8 protein-coding genes are annotated in these 19,206 nt (G+C 73.3%); 3 read left to right on the top strand and 5 right to left on the bottom strand.

The window, feature by feature from the left end:
* Positions 1 to 174 precede the first annotated feature (174 nt).
* On the top strand, positions 175 to 1,755 hold the full coding sequence (locus WME97_RS33965; RefSeq protein WP_437543734.1) for an amidohydrolase family protein: 1,581 nt from the start codon (positions 175 to 177) through the stop codon (positions 1,753 to 1,755).
* A gap of 39 nt (positions 1,756 to 1,794) precedes the next feature.
* Here WME97_RS33965 and WME97_RS33960 read toward each other — a convergent pair whose 3' ends face one another.
* Positions 1,795 to 5,415 (bottom strand): DNRLRE domain-containing protein, encoded by a 3,621-nt coding sequence (locus WME97_RS33960; protein WP_437555544.1) that lies wholly within the window; start codon positions 5,413 to 5,415, stop codon positions 1,795 to 1,797.
* A gap of 575 nt (positions 5,416 to 5,990) precedes the next feature.
* Here WME97_RS33960 and WME97_RS33955 point away from each other — a divergent pair.
* Positions 5,991 to 6,425 (top strand): hypothetical protein, encoded by a 435-nt coding sequence (locus WME97_RS33955; protein WP_437543732.1) that lies wholly within the window; start codon positions 5,991 to 5,993, stop codon positions 6,423 to 6,425.
* 21 nt (positions 6,426 to 6,446) lie between these two features.
* Here the strand turns inward: WME97_RS33955 and WME97_RS33950 are convergent, their stop codons facing one another.
* Positions 6,447 to 7,670 (bottom strand): hydroxymethylglutaryl-CoA synthase family protein, encoded by a 1,224-nt coding sequence (locus tag WME97_RS33950; RefSeq protein ID WP_437543730.1) that lies wholly within the window; start codon positions 7,668 to 7,670, stop codon positions 6,447 to 6,449.
* A gap of 390 nt (positions 7,671 to 8,060) precedes the next feature.
* Between WME97_RS33950 and WME97_RS33945 the strand changes: the two genes are divergently transcribed.
* On the top strand, positions 8,061 to 9,359 hold the full coding sequence (locus WME97_RS33945; RefSeq protein WP_437543728.1) for a hypothetical protein: 1,299 nt from the start codon (positions 8,061 to 8,063) through the stop codon (positions 9,357 to 9,359).
* A gap of 221 nt (positions 9,360 to 9,580) precedes the next feature.
* Here WME97_RS33945 and WME97_RS33940 read toward each other — a convergent pair whose 3' ends face one another.
* The 3 genes from WME97_RS33940 to hrpA form a co-directional block, all read right to left on the bottom strand.
* Complete coding sequence (locus tag WME97_RS33940; RefSeq protein WP_437543726.1) at positions 9,581 to 11,170, bottom strand: formylglycine-generating enzyme family protein; 1,590 nt, start codon at positions 11,168 to 11,170, stop codon at positions 9,581 to 9,583.
* A 177-nt stretch (positions 11,171 to 11,347) separates the two neighbouring features.
* Positions 11,348 to 15,271 carry a serine/threonine-protein kinase gene (locus WME97_RS33935; RefSeq protein WP_437543725.1) on the bottom strand — a complete coding sequence of 1,308 codons (3,924 nt, stop codon included), beginning with the start codon at positions 15,269 to 15,271 and terminating at the stop codon, positions 11,348 to 11,350.
* A 114-nt stretch (positions 15,272 to 15,385) separates the two neighbouring features.
* On the bottom strand, positions 15,386 to 19,168 hold the full coding sequence (gene hrpA / locus WME97_RS33930) for an ATP-dependent RNA helicase HrpA (RefSeq protein WP_437543723.1): 3,783 nt from the start codon (positions 19,166 to 19,168) through the stop codon (positions 15,386 to 15,388).
* Positions 19,169 to 19,206: the final 38 nt, after the last annotated feature.

The raw sequence follows: 19,206 nt of genomic DNA, 5'->3' as shown, positions 1-19,206 counted from the left end.
CGTCCCAGAGGCGGTGCGCGCGGGGGGCAGGGCAGCCGTCCTCCGCGTCGACCCTGCGCTCGGCGCCGCCGCAGAGGGCCCGCAGGGCACGGGCTCCCTCGCAGGCGCTCGTCCTTCGCCCTGAACGAATTTGAAATTTAAAATCAATTTCATGTGGGATACGATGCCGACCCCATGAGCGATCGATCCACGCGTCCAGGATCAGCGGATTGTCTTGACAATCTATTAAATTTCGGCATCAGCCGGCGGGCGCTGCTGGGAGGCGTCGTCGCGGCGGCGACCGCCGCCGCGGCCGGCGGCTGCGCCCCGCAGCAGCAGCTCGCTGCGGCGCCGAGGCCGGCGCCGACTCAGGCGCAAGCGCGCCGCAAGCTCATCCGCGCCGGGATCATCTACACCGCGGACGCCAGCGACCGCGTCCTTCCCGGCGGCTGGATCCTGGTTGAGGGCGACCAGATCGCCGCGATCGGCGGCAAGGACGCGCCCGAACCCAAGGCGGACCAGATCATCGACGCGAGCCGGTACATGGTGCTCCCGGGCATGATCAACGCGCACTGGCACGAGTGCTTCGTCGCTCCGGACGATGAGACGCCGGACGACAGGACCATGAAGACGAGCGCCTACTCCAAGGGGGGCGACATCGAGTCGCTGGGCACGCTCTTCACCTTCGTCGCGACGATCCAGGACGTCCTGCCTTTCGAGGAGGCGCTGCCCATCGCCCGCTGGAGCATGTGGACGCAGCTCCGCTCGGGCACGACGACGCTCGGCGATATCGGCTCCGCCAACAGCCCGGAGGGCATGGCGCAGGCCGCGCTCGACCTCGGCATGCGGATCCGCATGAGCCGCTGGTCAGGCGATATCGTGATGCCCAACTCGTCCAGTGTGTTCCATCGATTCGCGGACGCCGAGAAGGACGCGACCGCCTGGGTCAAGCTGATGGACAGGTGGGGCCAGCACCCGTCCGGCCTGGTGAGGTGCATGCCCGGTGTGATGGGCTCCTTCTGCAGCTCGGATGAGCAGCTCAAGCTGCTGCGCGAGGTGGCGACGAAGTACGATTCGCCTTACTGCGCCCACCTGGGCTCGCTGCGCAACGAGGCCGAAGCGAACCGGCGCATCTTCGGCATCTCGGGCATCGAGCGCTTCGAGAAGTTCGGCCTCCTCACCGATAAGCTGCTGTCGGTCCACACCGCCTGGGCCAGCGAGGACGAATACAAGCTGCTCCTCAAGCGGCGCGTGAACATCGTCCATTCCCCGGCTCACTATGGCCAGCTGGGCGAGCACACGGTCGCTACAGGTCAGATCGGGCGCTATCTCCGCGACGGCGGCGTCGTCGCTTCGTCCACCGATGGCAATATCTGGTACATCGGCGGCATGCCCGAGGCGATGCGCGCCGCCCACCTCGGCCACAACGAGGCGCTGAACGATATCTTCGCCTGCCCGCCGCTCGCCGCGCTGCGGACAGGCACCCGCCACGGCGCGACGGCCCTCGGCTGGGACGACAAGATCGGATCGCTCGAGATCGGCAAACAGGCCGACATCGTCATCGTCGACATCGATGACTTCCGGTACGCCACCAGCAATCACCCGCTGCGCACGTTCCTCGTCTGCGGCAGCAGCAAGGACGTGCGCACGGTCATCGTGGCCGGGCGCGTGGTGGTCGAGGAGGGCCGATCCACCACGATGGATGAAGAGGCGATGCTGAAGGATCTCCGCAAGGCGGTCGTGGCCGCCCGCGCCAGGTTCAAGCCGCCGGGATAGGCGACGGCGCTCCGGGCGCGACGAGCGGCGAGCTCGGGCTCACGGGGCGAGCTTCACGACGATCGCGTCCCCGCGGTCGTACGTGCCCACGCCGATCACGTTGCCGGCGCTGTCCACGGCCAGATCGAAGATGTCCCCGTATTCCGCGTCGCCGATCGGATCGACCGACCACAGCACGGCGCCGGACGGTGAGAGCTTCGCGATCGCGCCGGGCGGGTTGATGAACACATTGCCGGCGCCGTCGAGGGCGACGGCAGGGATGCCCCAGGTGCTGGAGAGCAGGCCGAGGCCCGTCGTATCGACGCTCCACAGGGGCGCGCCCGAGGCGGTGAGCTTGGTCACGGTCGTGCCCAGGGCGACGATCAGCTCCCCGGACGGGGTCGCGGCGACGTCCGCGTCATCCGGCGTGCCGGAGACGACCTGGCTGAAGACGTGATTCCCTGCCGCGTCGAACTTCGCCAGGTACATGCCGTGAGCCGTCGGCGAGCTCGCCAGCGGTCCGCCGCCGAGGTCGAGCGCGCCGGAGAAGCGGCCGAGGACGATGACATTGCCCGCGCCGTCCACGGTGACGCTCGCAGGGTCGCTGTCGTACGGGTCGCTCTCGAAGGTCCTGATCCAGATCGGCGCGCCCGCCGCACCGAGCTTCGCGACAAGGAGATCGCTGCCCGGTCCGCCGGCGAGGGGGCCGGTGCCGAGATCGACCGTGTCCCAGACGACGCCGGCGAGCGCGGCGCCCGCGCCGGCGCTGGCGACCTTGACCTGGCCGAGGCCAGCGACCTCCGCGAGGAGATCGCCCGCCGCGGTGAACCGCTGCAGGCCGGAGTTCGAGCCCGCGATCAGCTCGCCGGTGTCCGACGCGGCGAGGCTCAGGAAGGTGCTGCCGCCGAGCGGGCGCTCGTCCCACACGTGGTTCCCCGCGGCGTCGAGCTTGGCGAGGAACTGGGTATTCCACAGCTCCATGGGGGCCGGCGCGCCGTTCCCGGCGAAGTCGATCGGGCCATAGGCGTAGCCGCCGAAGATCACGTTGTCCGCGCCGTCGACCGCGACGGCGCGCGCGCGCATCGACTCGTACCAGCCGTTGATGAAGCGCCTGCTCCAGAGGACGCGTCCGGGGGCGCACGGCGCGCAGCTCGGGCCCCCGCAGTCCACGCCGGACTCGGCGCCGTTCTGGATCCCGTCCTCGCAGGTGTCGTGGTAGCAGATCGTGAGCGCTGGCCGCTCTGCGCTGCTCCCGCTCTCGCTGCTGCGAAGCGAGCTCCGGGTCACCGCGTCCTCCTCGATCAGCACGCCGTGGTTGGCGAGCTCGCCGCTCACCCAGGCCTGCGCGAGCGCGGTCACGTCGACGTTCCGGAAGCCGGTGGTGCCGCCGGGCCCGCCGGTGACGAAGGAGGCCGCGATCGCCGGATCGAAATGGCCGCCGCCGCCGAAGTTGCCCCACGTGACGCCCGACTCCGTCCACGCGGCGGTGGCCCGGTGGACGCGCACGGTGCTGCTCTCGATCTTGTACGTCTGGTACAGCGACAGCGTCGCCGAGGCGATCTCCGCGCTCGGCGGGACGCCGGCGAGGTTGAACCGGAGGAGGCTCCGCCGGACGCCGCCCGTGCCGGTGCCCGTCGAGAGCGTGGTGCTGGCGCCGTCGTTCCACGCGGGCGATACCTGCCAGAGCGTCGCGTCGGCCACGTCGTCGCCAAGGCCGCGCCGGAAGGTCACGCACCGCGGGTCGCACGCGTCGCCATGCCCGTCGGCGTCGCTGTCCACCTGCGATGGGTTCGCGGCGTCAGGGCAGTTGTCGTCCGGGTCGATCACGCCGTCGGCGTCGCCGTCCTGCGCGAGCTCGAACGCGTACGCGGGAGAGCCCACGATGACCGAGCTCCCCGACATCGCGACGGTCTTGCCGAACGCGCCGCCGGTCGGTCCGCTGCCGGCGAGCTTGGCCTGCGGGCCCTCGACCCACTCGCCGCCCGTCGGCACGAACACGTACGCCGCGCCCGCGTCCGGTTGATCGAGGCGATCGGACAGGATCGCGCCGACGACCGCCGCGCCGCCGGAGACCGCGACGGCGCCTCCCAGGCCGTCCCCGGTCCTGCCGTCGCCCGCGATCAACCTGGCCTCCCGGATCCAGCCGCTCGCCCCGCGGTCGAACGCGTAGGCCATTCCCCGCCCGAGGCGGTACCACGGCATCGGCGGGCTGTCGGTGCCCGGCGCGCCCACGAGGATGCGCCCGCCCGAGATCGCGACCGAGCTGCCGAAGCGATCGTACGTCTCCGGCGGGTGCGCCGCGAGCCTGTGCGCGTCGCCCCAGTCGCTCGCCTCGAATACGTACGCGGCGCCCACGCCGTCGTCCTCCTGCCACCACCTGTCCCCCGGCGAGCCCACGACCACCGTGCCGCCCTCGATCGCGACGGGCGGCGTGCTCCAGGCGTTGGCGCCGGCCGGGGCGACGAGCTCGACCTCCTCGCTCCAGGCGCCGCCGCTGCGGGAGAACACGTAGGCCGACGTCTCGGCGGAGAGGACGGCCCGGTCCCCGTCGACCGCCACCGCCCCGCCCGCCGGGTTCGACGACCCGCCGCTCGCGACGAGCTTGGCCTGCTCGGACCACACGCCACCGCTCCGCACGAACACGTAGGCGGCGCCCGCGCCCCCGGCGCCCCAGGGCGCCCCGACCACGGCCGTGTCCGCCGAGATCGCGACCGAGGCGCCGAAGCCGTCGCCCGTGGCCCCGTCGCCCGGGACGAGCCTGGCTTGTTGCGTCCAGGCGCCGCCGCTCTTCACGAACACGTACGCCGCGCTCCCGGGCGCCCCGACGATCGCGGTGTCGCCCGACATGGCGATCGCGTCGCCGTTCAGGTGGATCGGGGTCGAGCCGTCGACCCCGATGAGCGCCGTCCGCTCCGAGGCGGCGAGCGGATCCACCGTCACCGGGTACGCGGCCCCGGCGGTGTCCACGCGCAGCGACAGCGTGCGCCCGTCGACGCCGAGATCCATCCACGCGGGCAGCGTCCGCCCCGCGGCGTCGGTGGCGTGGAGATCCGTGTACCGCATCGCCACCGCGCCGGACGCCTCGCGCAGCGCGACCCCCTCGCCGCCGGCGAGCGGCGTGGCGCGGAGATCGCCGCCCAGGGCGAGCTCGATGACGAGGTCCTGGTCCCCGGGGGCGAGGCAGGGCGGCGCCCCGGGCACCGTGAAGCCCTGCTCCAGCCCGAGCGGCCCGTTCACGTACCACTCCACGAGCCCCTCGCCCGGCGACGCGCCCTGCCGGCGGAGCTCCACGCGGTTCTTCGTGGCGGTCGGTGCCGCGCGCGGCACCTCGCGCAGATCGCCCGCGCAGCCGTACCGGGCGGCGGCCATCGAGAAGCTCCACCGCGCCTCGCCCTCCTCCGGCGCGATCCGCACGCCCGACGCGCTGAAATCGGCCGCGAGCCGGTGCGCCGGGTTCGGCGCGCGCAGGCTCGCCCTGTTCCCGCCCGGGGACGCCTCGAACACCCGGTAACTCTCGGGCGCCGACGCCTGCACGGCCGCGATGTACGCCGCCCGCAGGCGCGCGGGGCCCAGCGCCGTGTCGGGCGCCGCGGGCGCCGCCGCCGCGCCGTCCACCGACGGCGCGGGGTCTCGCGGCGCCTCGGTGGAGGCGCAGCCCCCCACCATGGCGGCTGCGGCCATCACCTGTCCAATCCTCCCCATTCGATCTCGCATAGGCTGGATCTCCCTCTGGCTGGCGCTCCTCCGCGCAGGCGCACCGGGCGCCGGAGCGCTCCGCGCCGGAGGACAGCGAGCTCGCGGCGCCTCATCGCAAGGTCCGCGCCCTCGCCGCGGACGGGGGCCACGCCGTCGCGATGGACGAGGAGCGCAGCCGCCGCCGCGCGCCCTCTGCCGATCGAGGCGAGGTCCAGGGCGCCCTCGCGGACCGCTCCCGGCCCCTGGCCGGCCATCGGCCCACGAGGACGTGCCAGCTCCGCCGGCCGCGCGTCGCTCGGAAACGCCGGCCATCCGTCGGGCCGCGAACAGGCGCGCGCCAGGGCGCCGCGAGCTCGCCCCGGTGCGCGCGCGGCCGGCGTTTGCGAGCGACGCGCGGCCGCGTCCGATTTCGTGACACGCGCGGCGCGGTGACCGGAACAAACAACACGGAGGGCAGGAGCCCTCGCTGGAGGAACATGGTCCCGAAAGACGCAGCGACGATCACCCCGCGGAATCGCGGTCTCACGCCGAACGCCCACGCGAAGCAGGGGCGGACGGGCATGTCCGATCACGATGAGCGGGCCGAGCTGCTCGCCGAACACCGCCCGGAGCTCGCGCGCCTGCTGCAGAGCCGTCCGGCCCGCAGCAGCGCCGCCGCGCCGCTGACGGGTTATCTCCTCTCCTTGCGAGAACCGACGGGCTATCTCATCGCGATCGGCCTGCAGCAGCGCGACCCGGCGCTCGAACCCGAGCGCATGCTCCGCGCCGCCCTGGCCGCGGGCGAGCGCGCGCCGATGCTGGTCGGCGTGATGGCGCGCTCGGCGATGGCCGAGAGCATCGCGCCGCTCGCGCCGGTCACGCGCGCGGTCGCCGCGCGCCTGAAGCGACCGGCCCCCTCCGGCACGCTGCGGGTCGTCGTCGCCGCGGCCGGCGGGGCGGAGCTCTTCACCGTGAAGCTCTCGGAGCTCACGTCCCCCCCGTCCGGCTCCGGCTGAGCGAGCCGCCCGCTCCGGCGCTCACTCGTTCGCGTAGACGCGCCGCTCGCTCGAGTCGAGCCCCAGGTACACCACCCGACCGTCGAGGCTCGCGCCCCCGCGCTCGGCGCCCTCGGGCGCCGGCCGGCGGTCGGCGGCCTCGTCGCCTTGGCGCAGCGCCTCGTACTCCGCGACGGAGGCGCGACGGCACCCGGCGAGCGGGGCGTCGATCTCGAGGGCGGCCACGAGCGCCCCGGCCTCCGGCCCGATCCTGCCCGCGAAGAACTCGGCGCAGCAGCCCGAGCCGTAGCTGAACAGCCCGACGCGCTGCCCCTCGAGCGCGCGGGCCTCCGTGTTGAGCAGGGACGCGAGCGCCAGGTAGAGCGAGCCCGTGTAGATGTTGCCGATGCGCGACGGCAGATCGAGCGACGGCTCCACCTCGACGGCGAAGCTCTCGTCGGCGGCCTGCTCGGTCAGGCCGTCCATCGCCAGCCGGTGGCGGTGGGCCTTGCGGGCCATCTTGCCGTAGGGGACGTGATAGCAGGTGCGCGCGAGGGGATCGCCGTCGCCCGCCACGCGGCGCCAGTCGCCGTAGGCCCCGGCGAGGGCGTCGAGGTAGCACTGCACCGAGTAGTGACCGTCGACGAGCGCCTCCTTGTGGTGGAGCGGCCGCCAGAAATCGTAGACGTCGCGCGCGTACGTGCCGGTCTGGCCGACCTCGATCTCGACGAGGCGCGGCCGCTCGCGCACGAGCAGCGCCACGGCGCCGGCGCCCTGGGTGGGCTCGCCCGCGGAGCCGAGCGCGTAGCGCGCCACGTCCGAGCAGACGACGAGCGCGGCGCGGCCGCGGGCCGAGCCCGAGGCGATCCAGTCCACCGCGTTGAGGAGGCCCGCGGTGCCCCCGAAGCAGGCGTGCTTGGCCTCGAAGACCCGGCACGCGCTCGGCAGCCCGAGCAGGCCGTGGAGGAAGGAGGCCGCCGGCTTCGCGTGGTCCACGGCGGTCTCGGTGCCCACGACGCAGAGCCCGATGTCCGCGGGGCTCGCGCCCGACCGCTGGAACAGCCGGCGGGCCGCGTTCGCGCCGAGGGTGATCGGATCCTCGTCGGGCGCGGCGATCGCCATCCGGCGGGTCCCTAGGCCGGTCAGGTACTTGGAGGGCGCGATGCCCCGCGCCTCGGCCAGCTCGGCGAGCTCGACGAAGCGGCGGGGGACGGCGAGCGCGATCGCATCGATGCCGATGCGAGGAAAGTCATGACGTAGGCTCATACCTGCATCCTAGGGGCGCATTGTGCAGAGACCATCCAGCCCACGCGGAGCGTCCGAGGAGCCGAGGCGCCCGACGCGCCGCGGCGCCGCGTTCCAGCTGGCGCCCGCGCTTCGCGCATCGGGTGGGGCGTGGCGCGTGGCGCGTGGCCGTGCCCGCGCCTCCATCCACCGCGCCTCGCCGTGCGCACCACGTGGAATCACAAAGACGCTTCCATGACACATGTCATGGAACAGCCTCCGGGAAAAATCGCGGTCAGGTCAAAATCGTCACCACATCTCGTTGCAATTGTGCAATCTGAAATAGCGCGTTCATGCGCCCTAGCGGTCGAGGTTCATGTGAAGCTCTCCCGGTCTACCATGTTGGTTCCGCTTCTTGGGTTGGGTGTTCTGGTGATGACCGGCGCCGCAGGGTGCTCCTGCGGCTCTGGGGCGGAGGGCGAGGCGGGCGCGACGGCTGGAGCGAGCGTCGGTGGAGGCGACGGCCAGGGTGGCGGCGCGGGCGGGAGCGGGGGCGGGGGCGGCGAGGGCGGCGACGACGGGGGGATGATCGGCAACGGCACCAGCGGCTCCAGCACGGGTGGCAGCGGCCCCGTGACGCCCGATACGGCCTGTGTCGCCACGGTCGCCGAGGCCACGCTCACGAAGCGGCCGGTCGACATCGTGTTCGTCATCGACAACTCGCCCAGCATGGCGAACGAGATCATCAGCGTACAGAACAACATCAATGAGAGCTTCGCCTCGATCATCGGCGAGAGCGGCATCGATTACCGCGTCATCATGATCTCCGCGCACGGCACGGCGGAGGTCGACGATTCGATCTGCGTCGGCGCCCCGCTCAGCACCGCGAGCTGCGCCCCGGTGCCGGAGGCGCCGGGGAACAACCCGCCCGTCTTCTACCATTACAGCCACGAGATCAGGAGCAACGACGCTCTCTGCGTGCTCCTCGGGAGCTACAACGGCGGCCTGCCCGACCAGCACGGGGTGGCGCCGTCCGGGTGGTCGGAGTGGGTGCGCGAGGACTCGCTCAAGGTGATCACCGTGATCACCGACGATCATGTGGGCTGCCAGTCGACGCACCTCGAGCGCAACATCTATATCGACGACACGCGGCAGGAGTGGGAGGACGTCGCCACGGACTTCGAAGAGCTGCTGTTCGGCCTGGACCCGGCGGTCTTCGGCGACGCGACGGCGCCCAACTACGTCTTTCACAGCATCGTCGGGCTCCACGAGAACGCGGTCCCCACGGACGCCTACGCGCCCGACGCGGCCGTTGTCGAGGAGCTGTGCGGCACCGCCGTGGCGCCGGGCACGGGCTACCAGACGCTCAGCAAGAGGACGGGCGGCCTCAGGTTCCCGCTCTGCCAGACGAGCTCGTATGACGTGGTGTTCCAGGCGATCGCGGAGGGCGTCATCACGGGCGCGGTTGTCGCGTGCGAGTTCGAGGTGCCGGACTCGCCGCCGGGGGAGATCATCGACCTCTCGACCGTGGTCGTCCAGTACACGCCCGGCGACGGGAGCGAGCCGCAATCGTTCGGCCAGGTGGCGAGCGCGGCGGCGTGCGCCCCGGGCTCCTTCTACATCGAGAACGACATGATCACGCTCTGCCCCGACGCGTGCCGGCTGGTCCAGGACGACGCCATGGCGGCGGTCGACGTCCTCTACGGCTGCGATCCCGAACCGGCGCAGTGAGCTCGTCGGCCGGGCGGCGGCGCCGGTGAGCGCTGCCGCCGCCCGGGAGGGGCCGGCGCGGGGCGCCGCGATCGCGGCGAAGGTCATCGGACACGAGAGCGCGAGCCGGCGCACGGCGGCGCGGCGCCGGGCGCGTCGAGCGCCGCAGGAGCCCGGCAGAGGCGCAGCGATCGGGGGGGGGCGCCCTGCGCGCTGCCCTGCGCGCCTTCAGGCTCGAACGATCAGAGACAGCAGCGGAAGCCGATGTTTGGATCGGTGTTGTCGAGCCGGCGCGCAGACAGGCGCGCGTCGCACCTAGCCGCCTTGAGCGTGCCGCTCACCTCGTCCGCTGCGTCCGGCTCGGAGGCCCGCGAGCCGCCGCGAACAAGGCAGTTGCCCTCCTCGTCGCAGGAGTTCTCCCACTCGGCCGTGTTGCCGCTCATGTGATAGAGGCCCGTCACGCCTCCCACGCACGCCGGGGCCGGCGTGTTGGGCTCGGGTTTCGAGGCAAACGAGCCGGTCGGATCGTCGACCTTGCACTTCCGCTCATACGTGTGCCCATAGGGATATTCGTTCACTCCCTGGCCAGAGCACGCATTGTACCACTCGCTCTGCGCGGCGCTCGCGAGCTCGTCGGGGGAGCTCGCTCCACCGCCGATCCTGCCGCAAAGGTGCTTGCGCCTGTACGTGCAGTACGCATACGCGTCGCACCAGTCGACGTAGTTCATGGGCGCTCTCCCGTCGGTGAAGGGCCACCCGTCCGAGGGCTGGTAGCTGCTGTTCCCGGCGCACTCGGCCGGCAGGCCGGCGAGCACCGGGCTCGCCTGCAGGAAGCCGTTGTACTCCTGCTTCGTCACCTCGTAATGATCAATGCAGTAGTTCCCTCCGCCCGCCACGGGCGCGATCACCATCCCCTCGGGGCAGGCGCAGGTGCGGGTCGTGCTGTTGCAGGTCCCCGTCGCGCAGTCGGTGTCGATCGCGCATCGCTGCCCCGCAGGGCAACGGGTCCCGCAGGCCATCCCGCCGCAGTCGAAGTCGGTCTCTTTGCCGTTCTTGACCCCGTCGCTGCAGCTCGCCTCCTGGCAGACCTGCTCGCGGCAGACGAACTCGCGGCAGTCGGTCGACACGGAGCACGCGCCGCCCGGCGCGCAGCCAGCGCACAGCCCGCCGCAATCGACGCCGGTCTCCTGGCCGTTCTTCACGCCGTCGCTGCAGGCCGGCTCCAGACACTGGCCGTTCACGCAGCTCAACGACTCGCAATCCGAGCCCGCCGCGCAGCCCTTGCTGGCCTTGCACGGCGGGCACGCCGGGTTGCCGCCGCGCGGCGCGGCGCCGCCGCCGCAGTCGGTGTCCGTCTCGCCACCGTCCTTCACCCCGTTGTCGCACCGCGCCGCGACGCACGCGCGCCCGGCGCCGCCGCTGCCCCCGCCGCCCTCCTCGCACCGCCCTGAGAAGCAGTCGGCCGCCTCCGCGCACGCTTGATCGACCCGGCACGGCGTCGCGCAGGCGCCGCCGCAGTCGACGTCCGCCTCGTTGCTGTCCTTCACGCCGTTGGAACAGCTCGGCATGTCGGCGCCGCCCTGTCCGCCGGCGCCGCCGTGCCCGCCGGCGCCGCCCTGTCCGCCGGCGCCGCCCTGCCCGCCGGTGCCGCCGCCCTGTCCGCCGGTGCCGCCGCCCTGCCCGCCGGTGCCGCCGCCCTGTCCGCCGCTGGTCGTGACGCCGCCCGAGGGCAGGTCCCCCGTCGTGGGGGGCCGGTATCTGTCTTCGCTGCTGCACGAGACAGACACGGCGAGGGCCACGAGGGGAATCAGAACGACGGACGACCTGAGCATGGAGCTGCCTCCCTGTGTTCGAACACAAGGTCAGAGGTAGAGCCTCAGCTTACTTGCGACGTCTCCTGTCCCGGGCGACAAAAAAGAGGTCCCCGCGCTACGGCCGGAATCACCGCCCTGTGGGCTCCCCCGGACGCCGTGATGGCCTCTCGCTCTCGCCCCAGCGTGGCTGGCGCGTCAGGGCGCGTGTCCGTCGAGCCAGCCTTGCGCGAGCTCCAGGATCCGCGCGTTGTCGGGGACATCGCGCAAGAAGCGCTCGCGCCAGACAGGATCGCCGATCCTCCCGGCCCGCACGAGCAGGCCGTTGCGGGCCAGGGCGATGGCGCCCTTGGCCTCGGCCATCTGGCCCGTCGCGGCCAGCGCTTCGGCGTGGACCAGGCGCACCAGCGGGCCCTCCTCGTCGCGGCGGCCCGACTCGAGCAGGGACAGGGCCTGCGTCGTCGCGGCGAGCGCCTCGCCGGCGCGCCCGAGATCGAGCAGCGCGCGCGCGCGCGCCGCGATGGCCGCGGGGAGCCGCTCCGGCACCCCCCGCGCGAGCGCCTCGGCCGCCTGCGCCTCCGCCTCGGCGAGCGCGGGCTCGCCCGCGAGGAGCAGCACGCGCGCGAGCTGGAGCCGGCTCTCGCACTCCCGCCGCCGGTCGCCGCGGCGCTCGAGCGCCTCGATCGAGCTCCGCAGGGCCGCCCTCGCCGCGTCGACCTCGCCCGCGTGGGCCAGCGCGAGGCCGAGGTTCTGCAGCGCGTTCGGGACCCGGTCGTCGAGCGCCATCCGCTCCGCCTCCTCGAGCCCGGCGCGCAGCACCCCCGCCGCCGCCTCGAAGTACCCGAACTGGACGTAGCAGAGGCCCATGTTGAGCCGCGCCCGGCACGCCTCGCGGCGATCGCCGATGTCCTCGAACGCGGCGAGCGCCGCCCCCATGCTCGCGATGCAGGCGCTCGGATCGCCGTTGTGCTGCCGCAGGAGCCCGTGCAGGTAGAGGAGCTTCGCCTCGATCATGAGATCCGCGGCCGACGCGTCCTCCGTCGCGCGCTCGACCGCGTCGATCAGCGCGTCGACGCACGCGTAACGGCCGCCGAGCAGGAGCACGATCGCCCCCTCGAGCAGGCAGGCGTTCCTCGCGATGCGCGCGCCGTCGAGCGGCTCCGTGCCGAGGACGACCATCATCCAGCGCTCGACGCGCTCGTAGTGGCCCTGCTTGTGCCCCGCCCCCGCGAGCTGCGTGAACGCCGAGAACCACGCCACCGAGCCCGGCACGAGGTGCCGCGTCGCCTCGATCCCGCGCTGCTCCGCGAGGGCCGGCTCACCGCGCCAGAGCAGCGCCTCGGCCTCGACGAGGCGGAGCGCGCCCACCGCGGCCGGATCCGGCCTGCAGGCGATGCCGCGCTCGGCGCAGGCGATCGCCTCGGCGAGGTCGTTGCCGCGCAGGGCGTTGTCGGCGGCGCGCAGGTACCACTCGGCGGCCTTCTCGGGCTCCTCGCCGCGCTCGAAGTGCTCGGCCAGCGCCCTCGGGTCGCCCTCGCCGGCCGCCTCGAGGAAGCTGCCGGCGAGCGCGTGGCCGATGCGGAGGTCGCGCGCCGTCAGCATGCCGTAGGCCGCCTCGCGGACGAGCGCGTGGCGGAAGCAGTACTCCGCGTCGTCCCGCGGCCGCCCCTCGCCCCGCCGCACGATCACCTCGCGCCGGAGCAGCTCCGCGAGGACCTGCGCGATGTCGGCGCTCCCGAGGAGCGCGGCGACCGCGCTCGACCTGAACGTCTCGCCGAAGATGCTCGCCGCCCTGAGGAGCCGCCGCGCCTCCGCGTCGAGCGTCTCCAGCCGCGCCTGCACCATGGCCACCACCGTCTCCGGCTGGCCCTCGCTGTTGCCCTCGGCGGCCGCGCGGATCTGCTCCTCGAGGAAGAACGCGTTGCCGTCGGCGCGCTCGACGAGCCTCCCCACGAGGTCGTGCCGCGCGTGCGCGCCCAGCGCCTCGCGCACGAGCCGCTCGCTCGCGCGGCGCGGGAGCGGCGTGAGGTGGAGCTCGTGGGCCAGCCGGCCCTCCCAGAGCTTCGGGAAGAGCCGGCGCACGTCGGGCCGCCCCAGCGCCAGCACGAGCAGCGGCATGTCCTTGAGCTGGCGCAGCGCCTCGTCGACCATCGTGACGGTGGGGAGGTCGCCCCACTGGAGATCCTCGAGCACGAGGAGCACGGGCCCCGCGCGGCACGCCGCCCGGAGGAAGCCCTCCCAGGCGTGGCGGAGCTGGTCGCCCATCAGCACGGCGTCGCGCCGCGCGAGCCGGAGCTGCACGTCGTGCTCGTCGGGGAACGGCGCGCCGACGAGCTCGCCGAGGAAGGCCGCGACGCGGGGCGCGTCGGTGCCCCCGTACTGCTCCACGCGGCTCCGGACCTTGCGCTGCCGCGCCTCCAGGGGCTCGCCGTCGGCGACGCCGAGGGCGTCCCGGAGCGCGCTCGCGAGCAGGCCGAAGGCCGCGCCGGCGCCCATGGGGTCGCCCTGGCCGATCCAGACCTCGATCCTGTCTCCCCGCTCGCGGAGCTTGCGGATGAGCTCCTTTCGCAGGCGCGACTTGCCCATCCCGGCCTCGGCCGTCACGAGCACCGCGCCCGCGGCGCCCTCGTCGATGCAGCGATCGACCTCGGCCAAGAGCATGGCGAGCTCGCGCTCGCGGCCCACGTAGGTGGTGGGCTTGCCGAGCAGCTGCGCGGTCCGCTCGTCGCGCGCCCCGTGCAGGACGCGGCCCGCGGCGTCCTCGGTGACGTCGAACCGCATGCCGATGAGGCCCGCTGTCACCTCGTCGATGCGGACGCCGGCGGCGAGGGCGCGGTCGTCGTGGGCGGCGAGCATCTGGAAGGCGCGGTCGATGAGCTCGCCGACGGGCACGCGCGCCGAGAGCTCCGCCCGGCCGGTGGCGAGCGCGACGGGCGCGCCGCCGAGCAGCTCCTGCAGCGCGAGCGCGCACCGGGCGGCCCGCGCCGCGAGGTCGGTCGGCGCGCCCGCGCCGGACAGCACGATGAGCGGCGAGCGGCCCTCGAGGAGCTCGAGCTCGCCCCGGTACTGCTCGGCCACGTCGTGCAGCTGCCAGAGCTCTGCCTGGCGCGGCTCCGCCGCGGCGCTCCCGTTGCCCCGACGCGGCTCCGCCGCGGCGCTTGTGTTGCCCCAGCGCGGCTCCGCCGCGCTGCCTGCGTTGATAGCGCGCTCGCGGGTGACCACGAGGCAGGTCACGCGTCGCTCGCCGGTCGTGAGCTCCACAGCGCGCGGCGGGAACGATCGGGGCCCGCCGACGCTGCTCTCGGGCGCGCCGATCGTGGCGAGCTCGGCCGCCACGGCGCCGCCGTCGGCCGGCCGATCCAGCGGGGATTTCGCCAGCATGCGGGCGACGAGATCGTCGAGCGCGGCGGGGGTGCCGGGCCGGAGGTCGCGCGCGCGGGGCGGCTCCTCGAGGAGGACCTTCATCAGCACGGCGAGCCCGGCGTTGCCCTGGAAGGCGGCGCGGCCGGTGAGGCAGCGGTAGAGGATGCAGCCGAGGGCGAACACGTCGGCGCGGGTGTCGACGCTGATCTCGCCGCGCGCCTGCTCGGGGGCCATGTACCCGGGCGTGCCCAGGACGAGGCCGGCGGCCGTGAGCGGCTCGTCGGTCACGGCGCGGGCGAGGCCGAAATCGATGAGGTGCACGCGCTCGAGCGAGCCGCCCTCGAGCAGCAGGTTGCTCGGCTTCAGGTCGCGGTGGACGAGGCCGAGCCTGTGGATGGCGCCGAGCGCCCTCGCGACGTGGACGCCAAGCTCGAGGGTCTCCTCGAGGGTGAGGCCCTGGCGGGTGAGCCGGTCGGAGAGCGTCTCGCCGTCGAGCCACTGCATGGCGAGGAACGGCTGTCCCCACGAGGTGGCGCCGTGCGCGACGTAGCGCACGACGCCGGGCACCCGGGCGGCCGCGAGCATGTGGGCCTCGCGCTCGAAGCGGACGAGGTGCTGCGCGCTCTCGGTGGTCAGGAGCTTGATCGCGACCGCCTCGCCGGTCTCCTGATCGCGGGCCCGGTAGACGGCCCCCATCCCGCCCGAGGCCGCGAGGTGCTCGATGCAGAACCGGCCGTCGATGATGTCACCTGCCTGCATCGCTCACCGAGGACCCGGACGAGGCGCCTCGCCGGCGGGCAGCCTGCCAGCGGGGTGAGCGCTGCGTCCAGCGCTCATTGGAGCGGGCGCGTCACGGCAAGCGGGCGTACGCCGCTATCCCAGCAGCCGCTTCCACTGCTCCGTGAGCCGCTGCGGCGAGACCGGGACCGCCGCCTTCAGCTCGGGCGCGAAGAGCGACACCCTGAGCTCCTCGATCAGCCAGCGGAACGACTCCAGCTCTTCCGCGGGCACCCCCTTGTCGCGCAGCCCCTGCTGGTGCTTGAGGTAGTCCTGCCAGAACGGCAGCACCTGCGCGGCCTTGCTCTGGTCCTTCTGCGGCCCGTTGGGCAGCCGCTCGAGCCGGATCTGCGCGGCGCGCAGGTACCGGGGCAGGTGCGCGAGCCGGTCGACCGGGGCGCGCGAGAAGAGCCCGACCGGCAGCAGGAAGTCGACCTGCGTGCGCACGTCGTCGAGCGCCGGCCTCGACGCGCCCGGCTTGCCCGTCATCGACCGGAGCATCGCCTGCACGCGGTCGAGCTCGACGCCGATCTCCCGCGCCAGCCCCGCGAGCTTCCCGAGCACGCCCTGCAGCGACCCCCGGCCCTTGTCCAGGCGCGCCTGGAACGCGGCCTTCGTCCTCGGAAAGGCGCCGGGATCGCCGAGCTGGAACGCCTCGTCGAGCGCGCGCAGCGCGATCTGCCGGGCGAGGCCTGGCTCGCCCGGGGCCACCTTGGCGCCGAGGCCGCTCACGGCCACGGCGCTCCGCAGCGGCTGCTCGAGCTGGCTCATCTTGCCCCCGAGCTGCAGCAAGAGGAGCCGCCGCAGCCCGGCGCGCGTCGCCTCGGCCGCCGCGGCCCTCGAGGCGAGCACGCGCACCGACACGGACGTCTCGCCGTCGACAAGCGCCGGGTAGCCGAACACCTTGTGGCGCCCGGCGTCGACCTGGACGCGCTCGGGCAGCGCGTCGATGCTGAACGACGTGAGCCCGTCCCGCTCCAGGCCCGCCTTGCCGACCCTCGCCCAGGCCTCGCGCGCCCGGCCCGACAGCCGCTCCTTGAGCTCCCGGAGCTCGCGCCCCTCGCCGATCACCCGGCCGTCCTCGTCGAGCACGCGGAAATAGAAGCGCAGGTACGGCGGCAGATCCTGGGGCCGGAACGCGTCGGCGGGCACGCGCTCGGCGGTGCGGTCCTCGACCGCGCGTGCGAGGACGGCCCGAAGCGGGCCCTGGAACGGCCGTAGCTCTGCCGCGATCTCCCGGGCGACCTCGCGGAGGGGGGCGAGCGGGACGAGCGCCTTGCGGAGCGACTTCGGCAGCGACTCGAGCAGCTGCGCGATCTTCTCGGCGTGCCACCCGGGGATCATCCACTCGAGCTCGTCGGGATCGGCCTGCGGCAGGAGCACGAGCGGCAGCGAGAGGGAGATGCCGTCGTCGTCCTCGCCCGGATCGAAGCGGTAGGAGAGCGGCACGGCGGCGCCGTAGAGGTCGAGCGAATCGGGGAAGCGCTCGGGCGTGAGCTCCGCGGCCTCGTCGAGCAGGACGTCGGCGAGCGACAGGTGGAGCGCCCGCGGGTCCTCCGCCTCGGCCTCCTTCCGCCACGCCTCGAACGTCTTGCCGTTGTAGACGCCCTCGGGGACGCGCCGGTCGAAGAAGAGCTCGAGCGCGTGCTCGTCGGCCAGCATCTCGCTCCTCCTCGCCTTGTCGCGCAGCCGGCTGACCTCCTCGAAGAGCCGCCGGTTCGCCTCCATGAACGGCGCGCGCGTCGCGTACTCCTGCCGGACCAGCGCGTGGACGAGGAAGATCTGGCGCGCGGACTTCGGGTCGATCGCCCCGAAGTCGACCCGTCGATCCCGCGCGATCGGCAGCCCGTACAGCGTCACCTGCTCCCGGGCCATCACGGCCGCCGGCTTCGCGGCCCAGTGCGGGTCGCTGTGGCTGCGCTTGCAGAGCGGCCCGGCCGCGGCCTCGATCCACGCGGGATCGAGGGCCGCCGCCATCCGGGCGAAGAGCTGCGACGTCTCGACCAGCTCGGCGGCCATGATCCACGCGGGCGGCTTCTTCGCGAGGCCCGACGACGGGTGCAGCTGGAAGCGCGTCTGCCGGGCGCCCAGGTACACCTTGTTCTCCTGGTTCCACATGCCGATGCGGCTGAGCAGGCCGGGCAGGAGCGCGCGGTGGATGGCGTCGCCCTTCGCGGGCGCGTCGTTCGGCGAGAACCCCATCTCCTTCGTGATCCGGCTGATCTGCCGGTGCACGTCGGCCCACTCGCGCATGCGGAGGTACGAGACGAAATGGTCGCGGCAGGCCTTCCTGAGCTGGTTCTGGGTCAGCCGGCCCTGCGCGTCCTGGTAGAAGCTCCACAGCTTCAGGAGCCCCACGAAATCGGAGGCCTCGTCCTTGAACTTCCGGTGCGCGTCGTCGGCCTGCTTCTGGGCGGCGAGCGGCCGCTCCCGCGGATCCTGCACGCCGAGCGCCGCGGCGATGATCAGCACCTCGGCGAGCGCCCCCTCGCTCTCGCCGCCCAGGACCATCCGGCCGAGCCGCGGGTCGAGCGGCAGCCGCGCGAGCTTCCTGCCGGTGTCCGTGAGCTCGCTCGCGTCGTCGAGCGCGCCGAGCTCCTCGAGGACCCGGTAGCCCTCGTCCACGGCGCGCTTCGATGGCGCGTCGAGGAAGGGGAAATCCTCGATGGCGCCGAGCCCGAGCGCCTTCATCTGGAGGATGACGCCCGAGAGGCCGACGCGCAGGATCTCCGGATCGGTGTACGCGGGCCGCCCCCTGTCGTCCTGCTCGTCGTAGAGCCGGAAGCACACGCCGCTCTGCACGCGGCCCGCGCGCCCCTTGCGCTGATCGGCGCTCGCGCGGGATATGGCCTCGATCTGGAGCTGGGTGACGCCCGTGCGCGGGCTGTAGCGGTTGACGCGGGCGAGCCCGGAGTCGATGACGTACACGATGCCCGGGATGGTGAGCGACGTCTCCGCGACGTTGGTCGCGAGCACGATCCGCCGCCCCGGCATGGACTGGAACACGCGCTGCTGGTCGCCCTGAGGGAGCCGCCCGTAGAGCGGCAGCAGCGTTGTGTGCGGCAGGCCGTGGCGCGTGAGCTCGGCCATGGTGTCGTGGATCTCCCGCTCTCCGGGGAGGAAGACGAGGATGTCCCCGCGCGGATCGATCGAGGTGATCTCCTCGACCGTGGCGGCGACGGCGTCGGCGACCTCGGCCTCTCCGCTCTCCGGGCGGCGGTGGATGACCTCCACCGGGTACGTGCGGCCGGAGACCTCGATGACCGGAGCGCCGTCGAAGTAGGCCGCGAACCGGTCGGTCTCGAGCGTCGCGGAGCTGACGATGACGCGGAGATCCGGGCGCCTCGGCAGCAGGCGCTTGAGGTAGCCGAGCAGGAAGTCGATGTTGAGGCTGCGCTCGTGGGCCTCGTCGATGATGAGCGTGTCGTAGCCCGAGAGCCGCGGATCGCCCTGGATCTCGGCGAGGACGATGCCGTCGGTCATGTACTTGACGTAGGTGGCCGGGCTCGTCCTGTCCGAGAAGCGGATCTTGTAGCCGACCTCCTTGCCGAGCTCGACGCCGAGCTCCTTGGCGACGCGGGCGGCGACGCTGGTGGCGGCGATGCGGCGCGGCTGCGTGACGCCGATCCGGGCGGAGAGGCCGCGGCCCATGGCCAGGCAGATCTTGGGGAGCTGCGTGGTCTTGCCCGAGCCGGTCTCGCCCGCGACGATCACGACCTGGTGCGCCTCGATGGCCCGGGCGATGTCGCGCACCCGCGCCGAGATGGGCAGCTCCTCGGGAAAGCGGACCGGGCTCCTCCCGGACGGGGGCGGGGACGAGGTCCGGCCGCCGGGGGCGGGCGGTGCGGGGGGCTGCTCTTGCGGGACGCGGGAGCTCACGGTGCGCGAGGGGGTAGCACCTCCCGCCGCGGGGCGCC

Source organism: Sorangium sp. So ce367 (genome assembly GCF_051520455.1).
GTDB lineage: Bacteria > Myxococcota_A > Polyangia > Polyangiales > Polyangiaceae > Sorangium > Sorangium cellulosum_B.
The sequence above is the reverse complement of the archived record's forward strand: the minus strand, read 5'-3'. Positions and strand labels throughout refer to the sequence as shown.

Coding starts and splice junctions, on each gene's coding strand:
- WME97_RS33965 (WP_437543734.1), top strand. CDS start 175: ATGAGCGATCGATCCACGCGTCCAGGATCAGCGGATTGTCTTGACAAT.
- WME97_RS33955 (WP_437543732.1), top strand. CDS start 5,991: ATGTCCGATCACGATGAGCGGGCCGAGCTGCTCGCCGAACACCGCCCG.
- WME97_RS33935 (WP_437543725.1), bottom strand. CDS start 15,271: ATGCAGGCAGGTGACATCATCGACGGCCGGTTCTGCATCGAGCACCTC.
- WME97_RS33940 (WP_437543726.1), bottom strand. CDS start 11,170: ATGCTCAGGTCGTCCGTCGTTCTGATTCCCCTCGTGGCCCTCGCCGTG.
- WME97_RS33960 (WP_437555544.1), bottom strand. CDS start 5,415: ATGGCCGCAGCCGCCATGGTGGGGGGCTGCGCCTCCACCGAGGCGCCG.
- WME97_RS33950 (WP_437543730.1), bottom strand. CDS start 7,670: ATGAGCCTACGTCATGACTTTCCTCGCATCGGCATCGATGCGATCGCG.